The organism is Patescibacteria group bacterium (assembly GCA_023473585.1).
Lineage (GTDB): Bacteria > Patescibacteriota > Microgenomatia > JAMCYU01 > JAMCYU01 > JAMCYU01.
Genome location: JAMCYU010000004.1, coordinates 1 through 14,441 on the forward strand (window position 1 = coordinate 1; position 14,441 = coordinate 14,441).

General features: G+C 40.7%; 14 protein-coding genes and 1 tRNA gene. 12 read left to right on the plus strand and 3 right to left on the minus strand.

The annotated features are described in order from the left end of the window. Positions 1–203: 203 nt before the first annotated feature. Together ftsZ and M1575_00985 are read left to right on the plus strand one after the other, a co-directional pair. A complete protein-coding gene (gene ftsZ / locus M1575_00980; protein ID MCL5095294.1) occupies positions 204–1,319 on the plus strand; it encodes a cell division protein FtsZ in 1,116 nt (371 codons plus the stop codon). Positions 1,320–1,629: 310 nt separating this feature from the next. Then, positions 1,630–2,574 (plus strand): serine protease, encoded by a 945-nt coding sequence (locus tag M1575_00985; protein MCL5095295.1) that lies wholly within the window; start codon positions 1,630–1,632, stop codon positions 2,572–2,574. 150 nt (positions 2,575–2,724) lie between these two features. On the opposite strand, the gene M1575_00990 is transcribed toward M1575_00985, so the two are convergent. Both M1575_00990 and yihA read right to left on the minus strand, forming a co-directional pair. Continuing rightward, the gene (locus M1575_00990) at positions 2,725–4,239 is read right to left on the minus strand and encodes a hypothetical protein (protein ID MCL5095296.1); all 1,515 of its coding nucleotides are present in this window, start codon (positions 4,237–4,239) and stop codon (positions 2,725–2,727) included. Positions 4,240–4,254: 15 nt separating this feature from the next. Next, on the minus strand, positions 4,255–4,857 hold the full coding sequence (gene yihA / locus M1575_00995; protein ID MCL5095297.1) for a ribosome biogenesis GTP-binding protein YihA/YsxC: 603 nt from the start codon (positions 4,855–4,857) through the stop codon (positions 4,255–4,257). A 187-nt stretch (positions 4,858–5,044) separates the two neighbouring features. Here yihA and ileS point away from each other — a divergent pair, with 187 nt between their 5' ends. Genes ileS through M1575_01025 form a run of 6 tightly spaced genes read left to right on the plus strand, consistent with a single transcriptional unit; the run spans position 5,045 to position 11,554 of the window. After that, positions 5,045–7,864 carry an isoleucine--tRNA ligase gene (gene ileS, locus M1575_01000; protein ID MCL5095298.1) on the plus strand — a complete coding sequence of 940 codons (2,820 nt, stop codon included), beginning with the start codon at positions 5,045–5,047 and terminating at the stop codon, positions 7,862–7,864. Then, on the plus strand, positions 7,831–8,934 hold the full coding sequence (locus M1575_01005; protein MCL5095299.1) for a rod shape-determining protein RodA: 1,104 nt from the start codon (positions 7,831–7,833) through the stop codon (positions 8,932–8,934). The genes ileS and M1575_01005 overlap by 34 nt, the downstream gene beginning before the upstream one ends. Positions 8,935–8,955: 21 nt before the next feature. Further along, entirely contained in the window at positions 8,956–9,324 is a 369-nt protein-coding gene (gene rplU, locus M1575_01010) for a 50S ribosomal protein L21 (protein MCL5095300.1), read from the plus strand. Continuing rightward, the gene (locus M1575_01015) at positions 9,317–10,492 is read left to right on the plus strand and encodes a methyltransferase domain-containing protein (protein MCL5095301.1); all 1,176 of its coding nucleotides are present in this window, start codon (positions 9,317–9,319) and stop codon (positions 10,490–10,492) included. The genes rplU and M1575_01015 overlap by 8 nt, the downstream gene beginning before the upstream one ends. Beyond that, a complete protein-coding gene (gene rpmA / locus M1575_01020) occupies positions 10,479–10,724 on the plus strand; it encodes a 50S ribosomal protein L27 (GenBank protein ID MCL5095302.1) in 246 nt (81 codons plus the stop codon). Before M1575_01015 ends, rpmA begins: the two co-directional genes overlap by 14 nt. A gap of 17 nt (positions 10,725–10,741) precedes the next feature. Then, positions 10,742–11,554, plus strand: a complete 813-nt coding sequence (locus M1575_01025) for a ParB/RepB/Spo0J family partition protein (protein ID MCL5095303.1) — start codon at positions 10,742–10,744, stop codon at positions 11,552–11,554. Here the strand turns inward: M1575_01025 and lepB are convergent. Further along, positions 11,551–12,105 (minus strand): signal peptidase I, encoded by a 555-nt coding sequence (lepB, locus tag M1575_01030; GenBank protein ID MCL5095304.1) that lies wholly within the window; start codon positions 12,103–12,105, stop codon positions 11,551–11,553. The two genes, M1575_01025 and lepB, sit on opposite strands and share 4 nt — an antisense overlap. 59 nt (positions 12,106–12,164) lie before the next feature. Here lepB and M1575_01035 point away from each other — a divergent pair. The 4 genes from M1575_01035 to M1575_01050 all read left to right on the plus strand — a co-directional run bounded on the left by M1575_01035 (position 12,165) and on the right by M1575_01050 (position 14,435). Then, positions 12,165–12,236: transfer RNA gene (locus tag M1575_01035), tRNA-Val, on the plus strand. A 310-nt stretch (positions 12,237–12,546) separates the two neighbouring features. Continuing rightward, positions 12,547–13,014 carry a hypothetical protein gene (locus M1575_01040; protein MCL5095305.1) on the plus strand — a complete coding sequence of 156 codons (468 nt, stop codon included), beginning with the start codon at positions 12,547–12,549 and terminating at the stop codon, positions 13,012–13,014. Positions 13,015–13,172: 158 nt separating this feature from the next. Continuing rightward, complete coding sequence (locus tag M1575_01045; GenBank protein MCL5095306.1) at positions 13,173–13,565, plus strand: hypothetical protein; 393 nt, start codon at positions 13,173–13,175, stop codon at positions 13,563–13,565. Between the two features lie 279 nt (positions 13,566–13,844). After that, on the plus strand, positions 13,845–14,435 hold the full coding sequence (locus M1575_01050; GenBank protein ID MCL5095307.1) for a hypothetical protein: 591 nt from the start codon (positions 13,845–13,847) through the stop codon (positions 14,433–14,435). The last annotated feature ends 6 nt before the right edge of the window (positions 14,436–14,441 follow it).

Consider the following 14,441-nt stretch of genomic DNA (forward strand, 5'->3'; position numbering starts at 1 on the left):
TATTTTCCAACAAGTACAACACCAAAAGATTCCATCAAAGTCTAGGTTACCTAACCCCTCAAGAATATGTTATATTGCAGAGGCAAAGAAAGGAGAACAACCGTTCTCTATCTATGGGTCCAGCACAGCAGGTTGACATTTTGGTAACTTTGTTGTAACTTGTCTTTAATCTTACTGCCCCAGATAAAACTTCAAATTTAAATATGTTAATAAAACCGGAGATTTCACGCTTCGCTAAAATCAAAGTCGTTGGTATCGGTGGCGGCGGTTGCAACGCCATTAACTCCATGATTGCCGTTAATCAAATTGGAGGCGTTGATTTTATCGGTATCAATTGTGACGCCCAGGCTCTTTTGACCTGCCAGGCCCCAACGAAAATTCAAATCGGCGAGAATCTGACTCGGGGTTTAGGTTGCGGCGGCAATCCCGAGATCGGCCGTCAAGCCGCTGAAGAATCCAAGGAAAAAATTAAAGAGATCCTGAACGATTCCGATATGGTTTTTTTAACCTGCGGCGAGGGCGGCGGAACCGGGACAGGCGCTTCGCCTATTATTGCCGAGATGGCAAAATCTTTAGGCGCTTTAACCGTAGCCGTCGTGACCAAGCCTTTTGTTTTTGAAGGAACAAGGAGAATGGTCATCGCCGAAGAAGGAGCCTTAAATCTTAAAGAAAAGGTTGATACCTTAATCATTATTCCCAATCAGCGGATTATGGAAGTCGTTGACAAAAAAATGACTCTTTTGGAAGCTTTCCAGGTTGCCGACAGCGTTTTAGGACAAGGCGTTCAGGGGATTTCCGATTTAATTACCATGCCGGGATTGATCAATGTTGATTTTGCCGACGTTCGGGCCATTATGACCAATGCCGGTTCAGCCCTAATGGGCATCGGGACCGGGGTCGGTGAAAATCGGGCGGTCATGGCGGCCAGAACCGCGGTGGCTTCGCCGCTTTTGGAAATTTCCATTGACGGAGCCAAAGGCGTGCTTTTCAATATTACCGGCGGACCGGATTTGACGATGACGGAGGTGGATGAAGCCGCCAAGCTGATCGCTTCATCGGTTGACGCCGACGCCAATATTATTTTCGGAGCCACGATTGACGAGCAGATGGTTGATCAGGTGAAGATTGCCGTGATTGCGACCGGCTTTGACGAAACGAAAAAAAGATTAAGAGAAATGGTGACGCCGACGCCGGTTCAACAACAGATGCCCTCGGTTACAGAAGGCGGACCAACGCCGCCACCGCCTCCGCCGCCGGATGAAAACCCCCCGGAACATGACGAGTGGGACATTCCTGCATTTCTTCGCCAAGGACGATAATATCTTTTTCCCTACACCTCCGAAGGGAATTAACTATTCTCTGATTTTGATTTCATGATTTAAATCATAGTATCAGAAAAGAGATGAGGAAAAAGTACAAACTAAATAGCTAAAACCGACTCAAGCCTTAGTATTAGGTTTTAAAGCATGATAGGGGACTGACCTTTTTGAGACCTATAGTTTTAAATCTAGCCTCAAGGCATATTTATCCGTATTCATGTAGCTTTAAAAGGAGGACACATAACAATGGTTATGCGACTTCTTGTTAGATTTTAACACCCGAAAAACCTTGTAGTATAATCTTTATCGTATGAAAGGAAGTTTAGAACCCATTACAGTAACTGAAAAATTTTCTCCATTAAAAATCTTTGGACATAGAATCCAACAGATTATTATGCCAATTTTTGCCATTGCCGAAGGAGATATTATTCCGTTGGGAACAGGATTTATTATTTCTCAAGACGGATTTATGATAACAGCAAAACATGTTATAGATGAGGTTTTTGAAAAAAGGTTTAAAAGAAGAGACGGAAGTGGAAGGCTTTATAAAAACGTAGAGCCTTATGCGTTATATGTCACTAATGCCAAAAATAAAGACTATCCAGGGAATTTTATCGGTGGTAATTGGCCAATAGACAGAGCATGGTATAAAAACGAATTGGATATTGCTTATTGTTGGCTTAGACCAGCAATTGTTGATGGACAACCTTTTAAATTTCACTCAAGTTTATCCCTTAGTCCTGGGATACCGAAGATTGGTGAACATGTATTAGGTTTCGGTTATTATAAAGAACAATCCTTTTTCACAGGTGAAATAATAAAGGGAAGGAAAGTTGTCAGTTATTCTCAAGAAACCGCTTTCACGCAAGGTTTTGTTAAAGAATCATTTATTCCTCAAAGGGATAATTTTCATATGAATTTTCCATGTTTTCAAACTGATGCAAGATTTGAAGGTGGGATGAGCGGTGGTCCAATCTTCAACGGCTCAACCGGAGGAGTTTGCGGCGTCATTTGTGATTCATTCGGCGAAACTGATGAACACGGCGAATATACCTCGTATGGTTCATTAATTTGGCCGTCATTAGCAATAAACATAGAAACAAAGATGGAAAACGACCCCTCAATTGACAAACTCACAGTTTACGAAATGATTCAGCGCAAATTTATCAGAGCAGACGATACTTTTAAAAACATTGAGATTGTTAAGAACAAAAACCTCATTTCTATAATACATAAAAATAGCCAGGGTTCTTGATAAACTTACCTACCCTTCCCCAGGTTTTTTGTTTATTACCTCTTTATCTTGACTTCGTGGTAAATTCCTGTTAAATTTTCTCTAAAGACTTAAAAAGGAAATAATTCTTTTGGGGTTATTTGGTTTAGGCTGAAGCTAAAAGATAAGGTTCTATCTAAAAGTAATCCCTGGGTCGATGGCCGGATCGAAACTAACTTCGGTTTCTTCTTTTTTCAAATTATATTTATATATTTTATAGCCGTTGGAAAAAGTTTTTATCGAGATCGGTTTAACCTTGATCTTTACCTGATTTTCAATCCACCAATTTTCCGTCATATAGGGAAGATCCGGTGGCGGCGGTTGAGCGACCACATAAGTAACCGGCATTTTTTTAAAATAGTGTGCTTTTTTTGGGGAATTCCTGCTTTGATAATACATGGCGTATTTGCCATCGTAGGCAAACGCATCGGGCGCATAGACGAAATAACCGAATTCGTTTTCTTTCCCCTGAAAGACTGTCTTTGACATCTGCTCTAAAAATTTCCAGGAGTAGATGCTCTCCCCAAAGTGCTTAGCGGAGGTGTTTATTTCACTGACGGCGGCTTTTATATTCATGCCCATAATAAATAAAAATAATCCGTAGATAATTAATTTATAGCGGGTTGTGATCAGAGAAGCGGCGGCTAATAATAAAAGAGGCGACAAGGGAAAAACGTAAAAATATAAGATCGGCCCTTTATCAATAAAACTTAAGACGAAAAAGCCAAAATAAAAATAAAGAACGGAAGTATAAAAAAGTTTATCTTTATTAGCTTTGATCTGAAAGTAAAGAGCAACCAGAAGGCCAAGGAATAAAAATAAATTAGCCTGACCCAGATTGGTAGTTATAAAATTTACCGTAGAAAAAGCAAAATCCATCCGATTATTAATTAAACCTAAATAATTAAAGATTTGATTATTGCTCTTTGGGGAGATAAATTCCAATATCCGGCGAAAAATTAAGAAATCGTGTCTCAAATCAAAAATAATAAAATTCGAAAGCATTAAAGGGATGACGGCATAAGCCAAAAGATGATTCAGCTTTTTCTTCTTAATAACGGTCATAAGGATTATCGGGAACGAAAGAATAACAATTGGAGTCCCAATCGCAATTTCGATATTGGTTATGGCGCCGATCGTCAATAAAAAAAAGATCAGGAATTTTACTTTCAAAGTCTTTAAGTATTTAACAAAAAAATAAAGATAAAGAGGAACAAGAACCATGGCTCCATGGGGATTGATCATAAATTTAGTATAGGAAGCAAAATACAGGGTAGCCCATGAAGTAAACACTAAGGCGACTTTTTGTCCAAACAAATCATCGGCCACCAAAAAGCAAATTAAGGTAAAAATAGCCCATAACAAAACCCAGTTCCAACCGACAGTGATCGGGTTTCCCTGCCCCAGTGCGAAAGCCGGGTAATTCATATAAAGCCATAACGGACCGTGGAAAAGATTACCGCTGGCTCGGGGCCCGATTAAAACGAATTTTTTTTCATCAATTTCACGAAGCAAATTAAAATCCCTGGCACTGTCTGCCTGAAAACTGATATCACCGTGAGAAACATACCAAGAGGCGTAAATAAAGCTTATTATTAAGACGAAGAAAAAAAGAATTTTTAAGGAATTTGCTTTTAAAAAATTCATAAATTGGTAAACAAATTATATCATGTCAGAAGGAGAAGATAATTCCTTAGAGGAGGAAATTCTTTTTATTAATTCATCGTTTTGGTTTCTTTCTTTTGAGGAATACGGGATGACTTCGGAATTTTGACAGTCACTTCGTATTTTCGCCAACTGTTTTTGTTTTTGACCAATCTTTAATTTATCCACTTTATTGGCCACAATCAGATGATCGATCTTGTATTCCCGGAAGGTTTTGACCATATCTAAATCGTAAGGGGTCATTCCGACTTTGGCGTCAATAACAAGAACGACAAGCCTCTTTTTTACCCCCGAATACATGAGATACCACAGGATCATTTTCGCCAGTTTTTCCCTTCGATCTTGGGAGTGTTTGGCATAGCCGTAGCCGGGAAAATCGACAAAGTAAAAAGAGCCGTTGATCAGGAAAAAATCCATCCTGATGGTTTTGCCCGGAGACGAGCTTGAACGGGCCAGATTTTTTCGCATCACCAGTGAATTAATGAGAGTGGATTTGCCGGTATTTGATCTTCCCATTAAAGCGACCTGGAATTTCCCATCATATAAGATTTCGTCGGTCCCGCTAATGCCCTTGACAAAAACGGCTGATTTTATTTTCATCTTTGGAGATTATAACATTTTCTTCATTTGTGATAGAATGACTTATTCATGAAAAAATTGTTGGCCAAAATCAAAGCTTTAATCGAAAATTTTATCATTAAGTACTAGAAGCTGCGGCTTGAAAAACCGCAACTTTATGAATCGTCCTTTAACTAGAGGACGATTTTTTGTACAATAAGGGAAGATCATGTTTAAAAGTGTTTCGTCAAAAGTTAATTTCCCCAAGCTTGAGGAAGAAATTCTTGAGTTTTGGCAGGAAAACCAAATTTTTGAAAAATCCATAAAGCTTCGGCCGGAAAACAAAACCTGGACTTTTTTGGACGGTCCGCCTTTTATTACCGGCTTGCCCCACTACGGCAGTTTACTTTCCAGTATCCCCAAAGATGTTTTCCCCCGTTATTGGACGATGAAAGGCTATCGGGTAAGAAGGGTTTGGGGCTGGGATTGTCACGGTTTGCCGGCGGAAAATAAAGTCGAAGAGAAATTAAAGATTAAAAGAAAACGGGACATTGAAGAAAAAGTCGGGGTCAAAAAATTCATTGACGAGTGCAAAAGTTATGTTCAAAATGTTTCTCATGATTGGGAATGGTACGTTGACCATATCGGCCGCTGGGTTGATTTTCGTCATGCCTATAAGACCATGGATTTGTCATACATGGAAACGGTGATGTGGGTTTTTCAGCAAATGTATAAGAAGGGTTATGTCTATAAGGGCTTGCGCATTTCTTTATATTGTCCTCATTGCGTGACGCCGATTTCCAATTTTGAAGTCGCCATGGATGCCGATAATTACAAAGACCTTACTGAACCAACCGCGGTTTTCAAATACGAGTTGCAAGATCAAAAAGACACCTATTTTTTAGCCTGGTCAACGACACCCTGGAATAAAATTGCGACCATGGCTTTGGCCGTTAACCCAAAACTTAAATACGTTAAGGTTAAACAGGGTCAGGAAAAATATATTCTGGCCAAAGAGACAATGGCGATTTTGAAGGATGAGACCTACGAAATTCTTGAAGAGTTTGAGGGCACCAAGCTTCTTGAGCAAAAATTTGTGCCGCATTACGATTTTTATCCCATCAAAAAAGACAAAAAAGCTTTTCTGGTTTTGGGCGGGGATTTTGTGACGGCGAATGAGGGGACGGGCATTGTGACGATTGCCGCTTACGGCGAGGAAGACTTAAGCCTTATGCTTAAGGAGAACGTCCAAATTGTTCTGCATGTTGACGAGGAAGGGATCGTGAAAAAAGAGGTGCCGAAATGGGCCGGGAGGTACTACTTGGACGTTGATCCTTTGGTCGTTGAAGATCTAAAATCCCGAAATCTTATCTATCGCGTTGACCATTATACTCATAGTATCCCAACGTGTTGGCGCTGTCACACGCGTCTTCTTTATGTTCCCCAAAACGCCTGGTATGTCAACATCGCGAAACTTAAAGGCAGGATGAAAAAAACCAATGAGTCGGTTAACTGGTTTCCGAAGCATTTTAAGTACGGCCGTTATCTTAAGAGTTTAGAAATGGCTCCTGACTGGTGTATTTCCCGGAGCCGTTATTGGGGTTCGCCGGTGCCTGTCTGGGAATGCGTTTGCGGGGAGCGTTTTGTTCCCGGTTCGATTGCCGAACTGGAAAAAGCTTCGGGCGTTAAAATCAAAGACCTTCATAAACCCTTAATTGACGAAGTTACCGTTCCCTGTCAAAAATGCGGTCAAAAAGCCAAGCGCGTGCCCGAGGTTTTGGACAGCTGGATTGAAGCCGGGTCAGCCTCTTTTGCCGAGCGTCATTATCCTTTTAACAAAGAGATTAAACTGGAGGATTTTTTCCCGCCGGATTTTATTGTTGAATATACCGGTCAAATAAGAGCCTGGTTTTACGTTCTCCATGTCATCGCCACGGCTCTTTTTGATTCTGTGGCCTTTAAAAATGTCGTTGTCACCGGCGTTATTTTAGGGACCGACGGCCGGAAAATGAGTAAAAACTACGGTAATTATCCTGACCCTAAAGAAATGCTGACGAATTTCGGGGCAGACGCCCTGCGTTTGTATCTTATGGGCAGTCCGGTTATGAAAGGCGAGGATATCAGAATTTCCGCGGAAGAATATCGGGATCAAGTCCGGGGTTTAATGCTGATTTTATGGAATGTTTACAGCTTTTTTATAAGTTATGCCAATCTTGACAAGTGGTTTCCTGTAAAAACAAAATTTTCCGTAAAAGCTGATAATGTTTTAGACCAGTGGATTCTTCGTCTTCTTAATAGTTTAATCAGTAATCTAACCAAGGATTTGGAATCATACAACACTGTTTCGGCGGTTCACGAAATTGAAATTTTTGTCGCTAACCTTTCGACCTGGTATTTAAGGCGTTCAAGGGACAGAGTCGGCCCTGCGGCTCATGAAAAAGACGATAAAAGGGCTTTTTACGAAACTCTTTATGAAGTCTTGGTGACTTTAGCCAAATTAATGGCTCCTCTGACGCCCTTTTTAGCTGAAGAGATCTATAAGAATTTAACCGGGGAGGAGTCGGTTCATTTAAAAGACTGGCCCTCCTTCGCTCAAGCTTCGGAAGGGCAAGCCCCATTGATTTCTAATATGGACTTGGTCCGGAAGATTTGTGAATTGGGACACGCCGAAAGAAAAAAGCTGGGGATTAAAGTGAGACAGCCGCTTGGCCAATGCCAAGTCGTAGATGCCGAATTGCCGATCGCCGGTGATTTACAGCAACTTATCAGGGACGAATTGAACGTTAAAGAGATTGTCATCAAGGTCGGCAAGGGGGAATTAAGAGTCGAGTTAGATTCAGAAATAACCCCGGAACTTAAGGCCGAAGGAGAAGCCAGGGATTTTATCCGCCAAATTCAGGAATTAAGAAAGGAAAAAAATTGCCGGATTGATGAAGAAATCACCATTTATGCTCCGTCATGGCCGAAAGAATACGAAGCTTATATTAAAGAGCAAACTTTAGCGAAAAAAATCGTATGCTCAGAATTTTTAAAAATCTCGACTGGTTAATTTTTCTGCCGATCATTTTTTTGGGAGGTTTTTCCTTAAGTCTTTTAGCCTCTCCGGGAGAGAATCTTTTTCTTTCGCAATTGGTTTTTTTCGTTGTCGGGCTTTTCTTTTTTTTCCTTTTTTCGCAAATTGATTGGCAGCTCTATAAGAGCCTTTCTAATCTTCTTTATCTTTTATCCCTGTTTTTGTTGCTGATAACCTTTTTGGGGCCGCAAGTTCGGGGAGCGACCCGTTGGATTGATCTTTTTGGTTTTCGTTGGCAGCCTTCGGAAATGATTAAACCTTTAATGGCGGTTGTGATCGCTAATTTTTTTGCCGAGAACGAACCGCGCGATCTAAAAACCATTTTTTGGGGTTTATTATTTTTAGTGCCCCCGCTTTTTTTTATTTTTCGCCAACCCGATTTGGGGAATGCGATTATCTTGTCGGGAGTTTGGCTGGGGATTGTCTACTCGGCCGGTCTTCCCTTTCATTTAGGCTTATTGGGGCTTTTTACCTTTTTTTTCTTTCTGCCTTTTGGTTGGTTTATCTTAAGAGATTATCAGAAAGCCAGGATTGTGCATTTTTTAAATCCGTTTTTGGATCCCGGCGGGGCAGGGTACAACAGTATTCAGGCGATGATTGCCGTAGGCAGCGGTCAATTTTTCGGCCGGGGATTGGGTCAGGGAACACAATCACATCTTTTATTTTTACCGGAATACCACACTGATTTTATTTTTGCCTCTCTGGTTGAGGAGTTAGGCTTTATCGGCGGGTTCTTGGTGATTTTAGCTTACGCTGTTTTACTTTTCAGAATTTTACAAATTGCCAGGCAGATTCATGATCCTTTCGCCTCCCTGCTTTTGGTCGGTATTTTTTCCCAGATTGCCCTGCAGGTTTTTATCAATATCGGCATGAATCTAGGGATTATTCCGATTACCGGGATTACACTCCCGCTTTTATCTTATGGGGGCAGTTCGGTTCTTTCCATGATGATAACTTTGGGGATTGTCGCTAATGTTTCCAAAAGCATCAGGAAAAATCGCGCTCTTGATATTTTACCCTCTCTTCGATATAATGAGCTATCCTAAAAAGGAGTCAAAGCTTATCTTATGTATGCAGTTATCAAAACCGGCGGCAAACAATATAAGGTTTCTGAAGGCGAAATCTTAGAAATTGATAAAATTGAAGGTAAGAAAGATCAAAAAATTGATTTTAGCGACGTTTTGCTCGTTGCGGACGGCGACAAAGTCGAAATTGGTCAACCAATGGTTCCGGAAGCGAAAGTGACGGCGAAAATTATCGATCAGGTTCAGGGAGAAAAAATTCGGGTGGCCCGCTTTAAATCAAAAGTCAGATACCGAAAAGTCAAAGGTTTTCGTGCTCAATTAACCAAAGTTCAAATCGAAAAGATCGAGACTTCAAAAGCGCAAAAGACCAGCGACCGACCACGGAAAAAATCCAGCAAAAAGAATGGCTGAATACATTTTTGTTCTTGGGAGAACCGGCGATCTTTGTCGTTGGGAGTTGGTCAGTGTTCTCGCCAGAAAGAAAATCTCCTACCAGACGATTTTCTCGTCTTCGGACATTTTTCATCTTTCCACCACCACACCTCTTGATTTAGGGGTACTTATGGGGATACTTGGGGGAACGGTTAAAATTGCCGAAGTCTTCGGTAAAATTGAAAATTCTAACGAGAACTCTTTGATTGACAAAATAATCTCTCATTTTCAAGAAACGGAAGAAAGGAAAATTATTTTTGGTTTAAGCGGCTATCAGACTGTCAGCTTTCATGTTTTAAAACAATGGAACAAAAGCGTTAAGGAAGGATTGGAAGAATTAAATTTAATAGCTAGATATCTTTTGCCTACCGAGGGGACAACTCTTTCTTCGGTGGTTCTGAAGAAACAAAAAGCCAGAGAAATTCTTGTGGTTGGGGAGGGCGAAAATTTTGTTTTGGCCCAAACTTTGGCGATTACGGATTTTGAAGATTGGGGGAAGAGGGATTTCGGCCGGCCCGCCGTTGATCCCGGCCACGGCATGTTGCCTCTTAAGGTGGCCCGGATGATGATTAATCTGGGCGGCTCGGAATTTCACGTTCCGAATTCGGAATTATCCCTTCTTGATCCCTTTTGCGGGGTAGGGACGATTTTACAAGAAGCCATGTTTTTGGGCTTTAAAGTTTTAGGCAGCGATCAAAGTCGAGAAGCTTTGGAAAAAACAAGAAAAAACCTCGATTTTTTAAAAAATAATTTTAAACTTCAAAATCCAAACGATCAGCTTTTTCAACTGGAAGCGACCCAATTAACTCAAAAAATACCGAAAGAGTCAATTGACCTTATTGTTACCGAGCCTTATTTGGGACCGATGGAGGGGGAAACTCAAAACCTAAAAAATATCATTTTGGGTTTAGAAAAACTTTATCTTGGTTGTTTCCGCGAGTGGCTGTCCCTTTTGACAAATGATGGCAAAATCGTCATCGCTTTGCCTTCTTTTAAAGTCGGCAACCAGCAAATTTTCGTGAAAAAACCCATTGACATCTGTGAAACCTTGGGCTATACTCTTTTCGCCGGACCGTATCCGTATAGTCGGCCACAGGCTAGAGTTATTAGAAATATTTATATCTTAAAAAAACATGGCTCACATTAAATCAGGCGGCACAACTAAAGGTAATCGTGATTCAATCGCCAAACGTTTGGGCGTTAAGGTTTATGCCGGCGAAAAAGTCATTTCCGGAAACATCATCGTGAGACAAAGAGGCACCAGATTTCATCCGGGAGAAGGCGTTGACATGGGTAAAGATCATACTATTTTTGCCGTCAAAGAAGGCACGGTTAAATTTACACAAAAAAACGAAGACAAGTTTATTTCCGTAGTTTAAAGAAAGAGAAGTAATTTATGGCCGACGAACCGACTACCGAACTGGAAATTAATCTTTTGGAACCAAATCCTCTTCAGGCGCGCGCTGTTTTTACGCAAGAATCTTTGGAAGAATTAAGCAGTTCGATTAAAGAGCACGGCGTTTTGGAACCCATAATCGTGGCTAAAACCCCAGCCGGTTATCAGATTATTGCCGGTGAAAGACGCTGGCGGGCCTCGAAATTAGCCGGTTTAAAAAAAGTCCCCGTGGTTATTAAAGAAACGACCAGCAAAGGGATGCTCGAGATGGCTTTGGTTGAAAACGTGCAACGAGAAGACTTAAATCCGATTGACCGAGGTCAAGCCTTTCAAAGGTTAATTGATGAATTCGGCTTGCCGGTTTCGGAAGTCGCCAAGAGAATCGGGAAGAGCGAATCCTATGTTTCCAACACGATGAGACTTCTGAATTTGCCCGACGCGATTAAGGATGGTTTAATTTCCGGAGCAACGACCGAAGGACACGCGCGAGCGATCTCCGGTTTGGGCGAGACGAAATTAATGGTTGAGGCTTACAAGATTTTATTGTCGGAAAACGCTTCGGTTCGAAGAGCCGAAGAATTGGCTCGAAAAATGAAGGCCCAAAATTCTCAAGGTCCACGGGGAGTGACGGCCAAGATTTACAGCGATGAATTAGAAAAAATGGAACAGGACATTACCGCCAAAATTGACGGAAAAACCAAAGTGAAAATTACGCAATCAAGCACCAGTGCCCGGTTGGTTATTGTGATCACCGAAAACAGAGTTAAAACAACGGAGCTTCTTCGGGATATTCACCGGAAATTAACTTCTTAATACTTAACGTTGGCCAAAATTCCTAAATTCGGTGGAGGCCAATATTTGAGCCAGGCTTTGCCGATAATGTCTTCCCGAACCACGGTTCCCCAGTCCCGAGAGTCGGAACTGTAAGGGCGGTTATCGCCTAAGCAAAAATATTCGTTTTCGCCGACCGTATATTCTTTACCTTCCGGTAAAAAGGAGCCGGGAGAAGTGATCCTTCCTTGAAGATAATCTTCTTTAAGTTGTTGGCCGTTTATAAAAACTTTGCCGTTAGTAATTCTGATCTTATCTTTGGGTAAGCCGATAATTCTTTTAATGTAATCTAATTCACGATTTTTAGGCGCCCGAAAGATAACAATATCGCCCCGTTTTGGGGGACTGAAACGATAAGAGATTTTATCGGTTAAAATATATTCGGCGTCGTGAAAATTGGGTTCCATCGAGCTTCCCTTGACCTGGTGCGGTTGAAAAAAGAAAAGGTAGCCGACGACGAAAATCGCCATGGCGACGACGAAAATCTCGATTAAATCAAAAAAGAAGGTCGTGAATTTTTTTATAAGCTCCATAATTTATAGTATAATAAAGGATAAGTTATTCTGCAAGAGTTTATTGAGGAAGTTTTTCTGGGTGGTTAGCTCAGCGGTAGAGCGCTACGTTCACATCGTAGAAGTCAATGGTTCGAATCCATTACCACCCACTAATTTATTTTCTTGTCTCCGGATGGATCTTACGGCCATTTTGCTTTTGAACAAAAACTGTTTCTTTTAAAGGCTTGCTGGGCGGCTTTACTCCCGGCCTTTTTTCATGATTAGACATTTTTTCCTTTCCGGACAGAATTAGATGATTGTAGTCCATTATGATTAATAGTCAAGGGGAATTTTTTAATTTTGATACCATGATTTAAATCATAGTATCAGGAGAAGGAATATTTTTGACAAACAATGATTTAGTGCTATAATACAACCCAAACACAAGACTTTTTAATTAACCGATTTATAAAAACAATTATGAACATAAGACACGAAACAGAAACTGGACAATCCGGACAAAGACGAAAACCTGTATTGCCAGGTTTTCCTCTATCTCCCAGAAAACCAGGAACTGGAGAAGCCCTTCCTAGTCGCCAAAGTCTTAGAGAAAATAATGTTATTTTAAGAATATATATGCCGGCTTATGGGCAAATTGCCCAAAGGCTGACGGAAGAAGGGTTGGGAAAATACAGCGTAAGAGAAACAAGAGAACAAATTACTCCTTATGGGCAACCTTTAACAAATCCTCTTTTGGTTGTGGTTCGCTTCCGAGGTCAGAAAGATTGGGGACCATTTTGGCAGGTAGCTTATCCGACAAAAAGAGCCATTGATGAAGCCTATAGGCAAGGCAAAGGACAATCAGAGATCAATAAAATAGTTGAGGAGAGGATACAAGTAGGAATCAAATCAGTAGCAACACTGCAACAAACGAGGAAATCAATATAGATTCGGTTTATAAAAACCTTCCCAACTAAATTTTAAAGCCACTCTTCTTCGAAATTCTTATACTTACAGAATGTTTTTCCTCCACCTTTGATATCATGATTTAAATCATAGTATCGGGAGAGTTGATGTCCTGCTGTTTTTATGGTATAAGATTTGGCGTGACTGATCTTGAAAACGAAACTGCTCCTCGTCAGGTAAAATATGCTCTTTTTGCCCATGAAAGGGGAACCGATTACTATGTTTTAGTTACAGAGAATGGGAATTTGCTGGCGTGCGGCCAGGAATTGATAGAGAGGCTTAGATTTTCCGAGAGTTTAATTTCTTTTGATACAGTTGCTGAAAATATACTTAAACAACAAGAAGAAGCTGAAAGAATGAAGATAGTTCCACCGGGTACCGTACCAGATCACTTTGCAAGACAAATAAAGGGTCTTCTTGAAGATGCTCTTCGCCTTCTGGATTTGCCGCCCAAGGAAAATGTTGACTTTTTCAGTTTACCGCAAGATATTGTAGAAACCCTTCATTGGACCCCAAGACAAAAAACGAAATAAATTATCTCATTAATTCACCTTGTTTTGATACCATGATTTAAATCATGGTATCAGGAATCTTCCTTGGGATTCTCCGGATCAAAATCCACAAGGCCGAAGCCTGAGCCCTTTTTAGTTAGTTTATACTTTATGGTTCTTGACACCCTATAGAAAATTATGTTAATGTTGGTCTTGTGAAAAACTATTGGGAAAAAATTAGTATTTCACGAAAAAACAAATTAAAGATCCGCCAGTGGGCGGATTTTTAATGGAAATTTTTAAAAAGAGAGGGGGTGAAAAATGAAAAAGATTCTAACAATTATAACTTCTTTTGTTCTCTTGACAGTGTTTGCTGCGGGATCAGTTTATGCCAAAGAAAGTTGCGCAACCATCAAAGACGGAACAATAACTGACAGTGCAGGCAATCCTGTTGTTTCTGGTTATGATAAATATGGCTATAACTATCAAGCACACATGTTTAATGGGACCTATGATAGTTCAGACAGGAAGATAGACGGAACTTACTGGGGAGACACTGGTGACTATGTAGACGACAAGTTAATGATGAAGTGGAGCGATGCTTGGCTAGCTAATGTCGATTGTGATGGAGACCATAAGCTAGATCGAGGATTAGTTGATGGAGTAGTTAGGGGAATAAGCATGGGATGGTTGACAAACCATGTTGTAGGAGATTACACCGATGCAGAGGGAAACCCTCAAAACTATACAGACTTTGTAAAGATTGTATGGACAGGACCAGGAAGTCCGCTTTGGGGTCAATACACCATAATTCAAGAGGTATTGAATGATCCGTCGGCAGGTCATAACGGACTATTTAGTAAAATTGGGACACCAGGATTCGGTCTAAATGACCACTGGACTACTCTTTAGTCTGAT